Consider the following 9,737-nt stretch of genomic DNA (forward strand, 5'->3'; position numbering starts at 1 on the left):
AAGTGTTTCAAATGAGCAGTGGTACTGTCAATTGGATTTCAGGCTAACCCATGGTCGGTTTTTTCTTAGAAAGTGTTGACGATGCTGCGTGAACTCCCAATATTAGAAGCTCCGAAGTTATTTGCCGGCCACGATTACCGCGATGTGTTGAAGCGGGAAATGGATGCAGGGAAAATTCCATTGAGCCTAGGGAAAGAATGTCCTGTTAAATGTGCATTTTGTTATGAATTAGACCATTCCTACCGAGAAACGCTGGACCCACCAAAAACGTCCCAGGAGGACTGGCAGTTCATTTTGAATTATATTAGCTCCATGCCAACGGATCCTCTTCAGTTCTGGTGCCTCGGTGGTAATGAATACATGGAATGGACCGATTTGTTTCTTCATCCAAAAGCCATGGAGTGGATCGAAGATTTTTTGAAATTTACCGATAAAAATATTCAATTTTTCACGGTTGGTTTTGTCCATGTTCCCAAGATTCATCGGTTGGTCGAGCAATACCCCGGGAGAATTAATTTTGAGTTATCCGTCATTACCCTTGGGGAGTATCGACAAAAACTGATGCCGCATGCTCCATCTGTTAAGCATCTGATGAAGGTCTTGGATGGTCCTGCGGTTTCTTCCGCAAACTTTTATGCCTTTGATGAAAATACGATGTCCGAAGATGCGAAAACAATTTCCCGGATCAATTCTCGGTGTGTACTGTGGATGGGATGTTTGACGCCGGTGGGCGGGATTCAAGAGGAAACAGGTCGGGTGATGCGTCAAGGTAGAAAATATCTTGCTGTTGAGGCGGAAAAAATATACGATGCGGGCCTTCCAAATTTTACGACAATTCATACGGAAGCCTATGTGACGGCTTTTTTGAATCGAAAGCGTATTATTAGTCTCTTTGATTCTTTGGAATTAGAGAAGCGTGATCCAATTGTCATGGCTGGTAGTGTGTATCGGATTTTAGCCATGTTCAGGAAAAATCGAGCCAAGTTCCTTTCTGTTCCGAATGCCACGCTTGGAGGAGATTCTGATTGTACGGTATTGCTGACGCTGAATGACATTGCCAAACGATTGACAAATGAGAAATATATCTATGTTCCTCAATGTATTGTGGAGTCAGGAAGAGGTCCGGGTCGCGATATTGCCGGAGTTCACATTGACGACTTTGTAAGTAAGACCGGAGTGAAAGTGAGAGTTCTGCCAAAAATTAGCACTAAGTTTGCCAATAATCGATTGTATCGAAACGGGTCATTACAAAACTATGTGGAAGACTATGTGCGTAATCCCTTGGTTCGTTCATATGAAGCGATCGCGTCCATAGTGTAAATTGTCTTAAAGTTTTGTAAAGGGAATTGATGGGAGGGTAGGTGTTCAGAACTTACCGGACAAATCAAAATTTCTGAGGTTATGCCGATGAAAATTGAAAGAGGAGTTTTCTTTTTTTTGTTGCTATTTGAGGCTATAGGGTGTTCCGGAAGTCTGGAAAGCCAAGAGACATTCAATCTGCAGAAAAATGAAAATGATTCCTTTAGATGTGAAGAAATGACGAATGCGAGACTAGGGGGAAGAGGCGTTCCTGACTGGCAACGAGTGTATGAAGAATGCATGGTCACGGGAGGACAGTAGAAGTGCCCTGTAAGATGTAATGCCATGTTTGGCTTTGTGGATTTGAAATTCGTGTGACATGTTTCTAATCTGTCCTGAAACGTTTCTCTAGTTTATTATGGATTCTTCCAAAAACGGGCTCAAATTTTTTCAGGTTGATGTATTCACAAGTGAGCCGTTTGGCGGGAATCCTTTAGCGGTGTTTCCCTCCGCCGGAGAGCTTAGTGAACGGGAGTTTCAACAAATTGCCCGTGAAATGAATTTATCTGAAACGGTATTTGTCTTACCGCCTACCGATCCCAAAGCTGCCGCCAAGGTCAGAATATTTACCCCTCTTCAAGAAATTCCGTTTGCCGGCCATCCTATTCTGGGGACATTCTATGTTCTCGGAACAATAAAGCATCTTGCCTTGCAGGAGCCCGTGACGAAAGTTTTCTATGAATGTACCCTAGGCTTGTATGCGCTTGACCTTATTGTCCTAAAGGGACAAATTGAACAGGTCATCATGTCGCAACCCTCTCCGCAATTTATAGATGTCATCACACAGGCGGAAGCTCTGTATGATATTGCCAAGGCTTTGGGAATTCACAGATCGCTCATTGCTGACACAATTTTCCCTGTTGAAGTGGTCTCGACAGGATTGCCTGTGCTCATTGTGCCTATTCGAAGCCTGACGGCCGCAAAATCCATGGAGGTTGATCATTCTGAAGTTCTTGAGATTTGTGCTCGCTTTGGGGCTAATGGAATTATGATCTTTACGACGATGACAGTGGAGGAAAGTGCCACTGTTCACACTAGAATGTTCGCCGATCCAATAGGTATTTCCGAGGACCCTGCAACCGGCAGCGCAAGTGGCGCCCTTGGTGCCTATTTAGTCAAGAATGGAGTCGTGGAAGTTGGTCCAACCACCGAAGTGGTTATGGAGCAGGGGTATGAAATTGACCGGCCGTCCCGTATTTTGGTGCAGATTTTTTCTGACGATGATGTGATTAAAGAAATTAAAGTGGGAGGACAAGTGGTGATGGTGGCGGAAGGAAAGATGGTTTACTAGAGTTTAAATTTCCTCCTCGCTCGCTCTGAAATCTTGATAAGAGGTGCTCTAAATGTGGCCTAGTGGGGATTGAAGAGGAATTTCCAGAAAGATGCCTACTTCGTCAGCTCTCCTGCTATGTGCCCAATTTCAGGTAAAATAAGTCGCTCCATTGCCAGGCGGACCGCCCCTTGAGAACCTGGAATAGAAAAAATCACAAGCTTCCCATGTATGCCCGCAACAGCCCGACTTAACATGGCGGACGATCCAATATCTTGATAGCTCAAAAACCGAAATAGTTCTCCAAATCCATCAAGTCGTTTTTCCAAAAAGTCATCAACGGCTTCAAATGTGGAGTCTCGCTGTGAAATACCAGTCCCGCCATTGATAATGATAACCTGAAGCGCCTCTTGACCAATGGCTTGGAGAAGAAGGGCCTTAATATCGGTCGGTTCATCTTTAATGATCCGATATTCTGCAATGGTGTGTCCCTGCTCTTTTAAAAGATGACAGATTAACTTTCCACTGGTATCGGAATCTGGCGTTCGGGTATCACTACAGGTGACCACCACGCAGGATAAAGAGGGAGCTCCCTGTGTTTTGTGTGTGAGGTGGGAAGGGGCGGTATGGGATGCATGCCCTTCATGATTTTGGTGGTCACCCATGGTTTACTAAGTGGATAAACCTGACACTTAAGCCCAAACGGAATCCGGTTTGAGCTGGGCAGCAGGCTCTCCTTTTTTGATGTGCTCATCCAAAATAACTGCTACATCAGAGTCTTTGACCTGAGAGTACCAAGTTCCTGTTGGATAGACGACAACGTTAGGGCCACTTTCGCAAGGCCCGAGGCAAGTTGTCCCAGTGACTAATACCTCGCCAGGCTGGACCCCACGTTCAATCAAGCCCATATTAAGTGCCATTAATAAATTTTGAGCTCCTGCGGCTCCACAAGAAGGCTTGGGATGCCCGGGAGGACGGGAATTCGTGCACACTAGAATATGATACTTCGGTTTTGGCATAGGAACTCCTTCTTAACGAATAGGTAAAAGGGAATGAAAATTCGATGATATAAGGACGAAAGGCTCATTTCGAGCGAAGCAGATCCCACATGTCCACGCATTCATCCGGTAATTTCCAATGGTTGACTCCCGCAAGAATCCAATCAAAATAATGATCTTTGGCCTTAAACTTTCCAATGCTTTGGGCTACATGTGTGCTTACGAACTCCTTTTCTCCATCCTCAGTGAACACATGTATCTCAACATGACGAAACGCTCCTTCGGGAAGATCGCCCTCGAACTTGTCCATTTCCTGGACATCCTCCTGGGTAAGCTCAAAGACCCCTCCCCACACTCGCTCACCAGCAGAAGGGGCAATCGTGGCTAATCCACAGCGCCATTGGTTAGACCAGCGCCCAAATTTGATGGTGTGGTCTGGCACATATGCCTTAAATAAAAATTGTGCTTCAGGAGCACGCCGTTTGAGCTGCGTAGGATTTAGATTGTCCGCATAAATGAAAAATCGCATGGGTTACGTCCTGTCTGTTTAGGGGAAAGGTAGTATTACCATACTGCCTTCGCGAACTGTCAAGGACTGATTTTTGGTTTCCTAAGGGCGGTAACTTTATTTTGAAGAGTGGGGAAGGATCTGAAGGAAAGTTTATGCCCTGAGCCTAAAATTCTCAATCAAAGGATTGGGGATGGGATCTAGCTCAAGATTGATAGCAAAAGGAGATCGAAGGTAGAGCTGGAAGGGACTCCGAAGCCTAAGACCTTGGCGAAAGATATAACTGTTGGTTGGAATGGTCCAGACGTACAAGAAAACGATCAAAGAAACTGAGACCGAGTAGGCCATCAATCCCGTCAGCGAGGTTCGGGATGGTATATATGACCACTTGGACATCATCCCGTCCCGCATTTCCCACCCGAATTTTTCGTGCGATGCCTAGCTCGGCCTGAACTTTTCCCCCTACAGTAATGAGGTTAACCCGCGAATTGACCGAATCTGCCCGAATTCCCGCATCAAATGCCAAATTTTCTGAAATGGTCGTATATGTTGCCCCCGTATCAACAATGAGTCTGGCTTCATGGAAGTCATTCAACTCCACTCGTGCCACCCAAACACCTCCTAAATGTTCAAGGGGAATCACAGAATCCTCGGATCCAGCAGTTATTGGCCCTGAGTTGGGTGGGGGAACGTGAATGGGGAGAGGAGTTTGGTCATAAGATAGTCGACTGAAAATAGCTTGACCACCCATCACTGTAAAGACCGCTAGTGTCATAAAGGTAATAAAAAGTTTGTTGGCAGTCCCCAATGCTTAAATTCCTTGATGAAGGAGTAGGTGTTAATGATTCTTTCCTTAGGATAAACCTCAGGACGCTTTTCGGTTGGGATTGGGCAGGCCTTGAAGGCTGAGGTGAGCAGTGGAAATGGGTTCAGTTTTTCTTGATGGAGTGGTGTAGTTAATTCTATTGGTTTTATTATCGGTTGTCGGAATTTGCTCAAAGGCCTTTGATGCAAGGAAATGCTTTAGTAACCGTATGCTCAGATAGTCTTTCTTGCAATTTAGTTGCATTTACTGTTGACACTACTAGAGCCCTTTGGTACTTTTGGCCGCAAGGCTTTTATTGACCGAAAATTTTCATGATTCGAATCCCGGCATCTCTCATCTCTCGATGTAATATTAGCTTAGTTCTAGCACTTGGTCTGGTGTTGCTGAGTTCAATCCCGTTTGCGCAGGCCTTAGAAATCCATCATGTATTTGCTGAGGTGGATTATGATGGGCACCAACATTCTGATGATGATTTGTGCCAATGGGTACAGCATCATACGTCCAATTCCATAGTTTGGGATGCCTCGGGTTTATCTCATTGGTCTATTGTTGCCGGTTTCCTTTCCCTTGATCGAGAAGAGACGTATACGTCTCTCACCATTCCCCTCGGTAACCCTCGCGGTCCTCCAGCTTCCTTCTTCTCCTAATCTTCTTTTTTTACAACTGTCTTTCACCGTCGATTCATCCTTGCGCGGCTTTCCAAAATGGAAGGTTGCTTGTGGATGACGCAAGGGGAGAAATACGGCTAATCGATTATTAGATGCTGGAGGTTTCTGGATGTTGATTGGATATGATAAATGGGTGGAGTGGTGTGCTCTTGTTTTCTGGATTTTCGGATTGGGGACGGTTTTGAGTGTTGGCCTTGTCCAAGCTGCGGAAAAAGACGATGACAAAAAAGTCTGGATTGTAACCGGTGTCGTGCAATACGAGGATTTTCGCCGAGTTCCTCAGGTAACAGTGGAATTGCGGGATCAGGAAGGCACCATCATTGATACCCAGGTGTCGAATGAAGGGGGTGAGTTTATTTTTGCTCCTCCTGAGTCCGGTATTTATTCAATTCAAGCAACCCAGTCAGACTTATCGAGCGAATCAACTATTCTAAAGATTGAAAATGATCCTTTCCTTGAGGTCAAGTTAACCCTGGCACATCGCCAGGAACTCACTCTTGAGGTTGTGGCTTCTGTGCCTCCCATTCAGCGTCGTCTCTCCGGAGAATCCTATTCGGTGAGTCGCAAGGATATCGAGGAATTACCCCGAGGGAATAATATTGCTCTTAATGATCTGCTTTTAACACTTCCTAGTGCTGTAGACGGGGGACTGAAGCAAGTGCACATTCGTCAGGATCACGCTAATTTCCAATTCCGGATTGATGGGGTCCCCGTTCCGGATACAGTTTCTTCTGTCTTTATGGATGTCATTTCTCCACGTACCTGGGAGCGTGCAGACATTATTTTGGGGGGGCCGGAAGCGCAATTCGGGAATAAAACCGCTGCGGTCATTGATGTAACGACGAAAAGCGGGACACAACCCGACTCTGGCTCAGTGCAATTCTTTGGTGGCTCCAACGAAACACTGAATCCTGCTTTTGAATATGGGGGAACGGTTGGCTCGGAATTTCGGTATTACCTCATGAATAGCTTTCTCTCGACAAACAGGGGAATTAATCCGCCCACTTTAGGAAAAACCGCATTTCACGATCAAAGTAACCAAAATCAATCCCTGTTCCGTGGAGATTGGCAGATTGATAATCAGAACAGTGTCACGTTGTTGTTCCTGAATTCGATCGCCAAATTTCAGATTCCCACTCAACCTGGGCTAGCGGTCAATCCTACGTTAGTTGGACTAATCCAAGGAGAGAATCCAGGTTTTGAGCCGGTTAATTCTCAAAATATAGATGAATACCAAAAGGAGAATAATCAATATTCCCAGCTCGTCTGGCGGCAGGATTGGAGTCATGATCGGTATTTCAGTCTGGCCGGGTTTTTTCAGCATTCCCGAGCCACATTCAAAACCGACCCCTTCAATGCCTTATCATATACAGCAGATGCTGACGAACCTTTTTCGGCAGGAGATCAGGACCGATGGGCCTATACTGGAGGGATACGGTTTGACTACAGTCATCGATTAAATTCGAATCATTTAGTGAAAACGGGATTTCAGGTTCAAAGGACCCAGGCTGTGAATAAAACCCGGCTATCGGCTTTTTTGAGGGATGGAGCAGGCGATCCGATAGGGGATGTCATTTCTCGAAATGGCGATAACCGCACCATTGGATGGCGCGAGGAATTCTGGATTCAGGATCAATGGACTCCCTGGGCTCAATGGACCTTTAATCTTGGTGTTCGCTTCGATCAAATCCAGGCGTTAACCAATGATGGGCAAGTGAGCCCGAGGATAGGAGCCACATATGCCATGACTCCCAATCATGTCTTTCATGCCTTCTACGGGAGAATGTTTACTCCGCCAAATTTAGAAAGTGTGCCTTTTCTTCAATTGAACACGGTGGGAACTACGGCGCAGCCGGAGAATTTGACTAATACCACCGTGAAACCTGAACGGGCTCATTATTTTGAGGTTGGTTCTGCTCATGCCTTGGGGGATTCATTGTCAATAGAATTGACCGGTTATTATAAATTGAGTAAAAATTTATCTGATGCCGGACAATTCGGCTCAACCCCGCTTCTTAATTATTTTGCGTTTAAACGCGGTTGGCAGCGGGGAATCGACGTGGCTGTGAAAGCCAAGTTTTTAGATAATCTGTATGGGCGTGGTAATGTCGCATGGGGCCAGTGTCGAGGGAAAAAACTTCAATCAGGTTTTATGTTGTTAGAGCAGGATGAAATTAATGATATCAATTCCAGCAGTGGAGTCTATTGTGATCATATGCAACTGGTCACCAGTTCGGCTGTCCTAACTTATCGTCCGTTCACGAAAACAACCATCACTGGGCAAATGTTATTTGGGTCCGGGATGCGGACAACAGACGAGGGAGGAAAGACTAATGGCACCCATAGCCCGTCATATACCACCTATAATCTTTCCATTGAGCATCTACTTCCTCTTTGGGATAAGTACAAACTGTTGCTTGGGTTTGATGTCATTAATCTGCTCGACCAACGGGTGTTTTTAAATGATGGAGAGGGGAGTATTGGGCTTGGTGTGGCACATGCTAATATGCCCCGATCATTTTTCTTTCGTGGACAATTTTTCTTTGGTGCGTAATTCTATGAGCGTTTTCCGGAACCTTGGTTTCTGCATGTCCGTGCTCTGGCTTCTGAGTGGTCCGTCGCTTTCCTATCCGGCCCAATCGGATTTCGCGACGCATCAATCTGACCATGAGGAAGACGTACAGGTGGAAACCCTCGACACCATCCATGTCCATGGGCTACGACTCAATAAAGATCAGCAAATTGGGCCGGTTCCTCAACTGACGCCCTGGCCGACGGTTCCGTCCACTTTAGATGGGCAGGTCCTAGATGATTGGCTCAAAGTTCGAATTTTGGTTAGTAAAAATTCCGAGGTGAACGTTGTGATCCTTCAACCTGCCACGCATCGAGAACTCACTCAATCCTCATTGGCAGCTCTCAAACAATGGACGTTCTTACCTCAAATGAATGGAGATGAACCAATCGATGGTGAAGTCTCACTCCGTATTCACTTCCGCTCTCAGTAAACCATTTCTGTTCCATATAAGTGCAGGACGAGTGGCAGACCAGTTTCCCCCAGAAGGTTAGAAGCCAATTTGCGGTGGTCCTGAAGCGCTGCTGTCTTTCAGGAAGTATATTGATTAATTTGATGTGTTGGTGGCGGATCAAGCCCTGCCTGGGATGATGGCCGAATTGCTGGCTCATCAAGTCAGGAGCAAATGTCCAGGCTTCTCTGCCATTTTGTGGTTAGGGTTTAGTTCCACGATGAATAAATAAAAAGCCTTTGCGATGGCCCTCCGAGCGTATTTGTTCAAGCCGTTGTTTATGGGCAACATGGGACAGACGCTTCAAGTTGGATCGCCTCGCTCTTATCCTCTTCAAGCCACGTGTAGGTTTGTCTTCCTACTCTAAGGAGTTGGGATGCAGTCCTAGCCAATCATCGAAGTGGTTTGACGATTGATTCAGATTACTGGGCCAGAAAGCCTCTCTGAAAAAACAGGCCACGGTTAATATCTCCAATGCTGATCATTCCCAGAAGCTTCCCATTTTCTGCAACCGGCATACGACGAAAATGTTTTCTTCCCATGAATGAGGCGGCTTCTAAAATGGGGGTATTGGGGGAAACGGTAAGAGGGTTTTTGCTCATAATTGATTCAATTTTTTTCCGAAGGATGTCCGGGTATCCCTCCTCCATTTCTGTGAAATCGCGGCTATGAACATTGTCATGTATATAATCCCCAAAATTGGGGAAGAGGGGGAGCATGACATCCCGAAGGGCAACGAGTCCGATCAAGTTTTGATGCTCGTCAATGACAGGCACTGCTCCGCAATGGCGGCTGAGCATTTTAATGACGACCGATCGAACTGAATCTGTTGGGAACGCGGTTACAACTCCAGTGGACATGACTTCTTGAACTAACATGGCATCCTCCTTCGGTGAACATGGTAGAGGGATATCCCTAGCCGAAACCACAGTTTCATGAGTGAATTTCTGTTCTCCTCCTGATGCATCCCGTCGTGAAGTCAGTTTTTTCTATATAAGTGCAATTTAAACAACAATATTGGGGGTGTTTTTTACTCTTGAATTTTACGTTGTTCTTTTCATTTTACGCAATGACAAGGTCTGAAG

The 9,737-nt window shown here is 45.8% G+C and carries 10 protein-coding genes; 5 read left to right on the top strand and 5 right to left on the bottom strand.

All coding sequences use genetic code 11. From position 1 onward, the window contains the following. The first annotated feature begins 81 nt into the window (after positions 1 to 81). Positions 82 to 1,320, top strand: a complete 1,239-nt coding sequence (locus AAH187_RS10115) for a hypothetical protein (protein WP_342348337.1) — start codon at positions 82 to 84, stop codon at positions 1,318 to 1,320. A gap of 397 nt (positions 1,321 to 1,717) precedes the next feature. Further along, entirely contained in the window at positions 1,718 to 2,650 is a 933-nt protein-coding gene (locus AAH187_RS10120; RefSeq protein WP_342348338.1) for a PhzF family phenazine biosynthesis protein, read from the top strand. 95 nt (positions 2,651 to 2,745) lie between these two features. On the opposite strand, the gene AAH187_RS10125 is transcribed toward AAH187_RS10120, so the two are convergent. The 4 genes from AAH187_RS10125 to AAH187_RS10140 all read right to left on the bottom strand — a co-directional run bounded on the left by AAH187_RS10125 (position 2,746) and on the right by AAH187_RS10140 (position 4,745). Continuing rightward, positions 2,746 to 3,294 (bottom strand): MogA/MoaB family molybdenum cofactor biosynthesis protein, encoded by a 549-nt coding sequence (locus AAH187_RS10125; RefSeq protein WP_342348339.1) that lies wholly within the window; start codon positions 3,292 to 3,294, stop codon positions 2,746 to 2,748. Positions 3,295 to 3,321: 27 nt separating this feature from the next. Next, a complete protein-coding gene (locus AAH187_RS10130; RefSeq protein ID WP_342348340.1) occupies positions 3,322 to 3,648 on the bottom strand; it encodes a (2Fe-2S) ferredoxin domain-containing protein in 327 nt (108 codons plus the stop codon). A 64-nt stretch (positions 3,649 to 3,712) separates the two neighbouring features. Continuing rightward, a complete protein-coding gene (locus AAH187_RS10135; protein WP_342348341.1) occupies positions 3,713 to 4,156 on the bottom strand; it encodes a gamma-glutamylcyclotransferase family protein in 444 nt (147 codons plus the stop codon). A gap of 238 nt (positions 4,157 to 4,394) precedes the next feature. Then, positions 4,395 to 4,745 (bottom strand): retropepsin-like aspartic protease, encoded by a 351-nt coding sequence (locus AAH187_RS10140; RefSeq protein WP_342348342.1) that lies wholly within the window; start codon positions 4,743 to 4,745, stop codon positions 4,395 to 4,397. A gap of 527 nt (positions 4,746 to 5,272) precedes the next feature. Here AAH187_RS10140 and AAH187_RS10145 point away from each other — a divergent pair. From AAH187_RS10145 to AAH187_RS10155, 3 genes are all read left to right on the top strand, one after another. Next, a complete protein-coding gene (locus AAH187_RS10145; RefSeq protein WP_342348343.1) occupies positions 5,273 to 5,608 on the top strand; it encodes a hypothetical protein in 336 nt (111 codons plus the stop codon). Positions 5,609 to 5,738: 130 nt separating this feature from the next. After that, a complete protein-coding gene (locus AAH187_RS10150) occupies positions 5,739 to 8,183 on the top strand; it encodes a TonB-dependent receptor (protein WP_342348344.1) in 2,445 nt (814 codons plus the stop codon). 4 nt (positions 8,184 to 8,187) lie between these two features. Then, the gene (locus AAH187_RS10155) at positions 8,188 to 8,634 is read left to right on the top strand and encodes an energy transducer TonB (RefSeq protein ID WP_342348345.1); all 447 of its coding nucleotides are present in this window, start codon (positions 8,188 to 8,190) and stop codon (positions 8,632 to 8,634) included. A gap of 440 nt (positions 8,635 to 9,074) precedes the next feature. On the opposite strand, the gene AAH187_RS10160 is transcribed toward AAH187_RS10155, so the two are convergent. Further along, positions 9,075 to 9,530 (bottom strand): CBS domain-containing protein, encoded by a 456-nt coding sequence (locus tag AAH187_RS10160; RefSeq protein WP_342348346.1) that lies wholly within the window; start codon positions 9,528 to 9,530, stop codon positions 9,075 to 9,077. Positions 9,531 to 9,737: the final 207 nt, after the last annotated feature.

Source organism: uncultured Nitrospira sp. (genome assembly GCA_902500695.1).
Classification (GTDB): domain Bacteria; phylum Nitrospirota; class Nitrospiria; order Nitrospirales; family UBA8639; genus Nitrospira_E.

Excerpts from the sequence above, each read along its gene's own strand:
- AAH187_RS10120 (WP_342348338.1), top strand. The coding sequence starts at position 1,718 with ATGGATTCTTCCAAAAACGGGCTCAAATTTTTTCAGGTTGATGTATTC.
- AAH187_RS10115 (WP_342348337.1), top strand. The coding sequence starts at position 82 with ATGCTGCGTGAACTCCCAATATTAGAAGCTCCGAAGTTATTTGCCGGC.
- AAH187_RS10155 (WP_342348345.1), top strand. The coding sequence starts at position 8,188 with ATGAGCGTTTTCCGGAACCTTGGTTTCTGCATGTCCGTGCTCTGGCTT.
- AAH187_RS10160 (WP_342348346.1), bottom strand. The coding sequence starts at position 9,530 with ATGTTAGTTCAAGAAGTCATGTCCACTGGAGTTGTAACCGCGTTCCCA.
- AAH187_RS10150 (WP_342348344.1), top strand. The coding sequence starts at position 5,739 with ATGTTGATTGGATATGATAAATGGGTGGAGTGGTGTGCTCTTGTTTTC.
- AAH187_RS10130 (WP_342348340.1), bottom strand. The coding sequence starts at position 3,648 with ATGCCAAAACCGAAGTATCATATTCTAGTGTGCACGAATTCCCGTCCT.
- AAH187_RS10145 (WP_342348343.1), top strand. The coding sequence starts at position 5,273 with ATGATTCGAATCCCGGCATCTCTCATCTCTCGATGTAATATTAGCTTA.
- AAH187_RS10135 (WP_342348341.1), bottom strand. The coding sequence starts at position 4,156 with ATGCGATTTTTCATTTATGCGGACAATCTAAATCCTACGCAGCTCAAA.
- AAH187_RS10125 (WP_342348339.1), bottom strand. The coding sequence starts at position 3,294 with ATGGGTGACCACCAAAATCATGAAGGGCATGCATCCCATACCGCCCCT.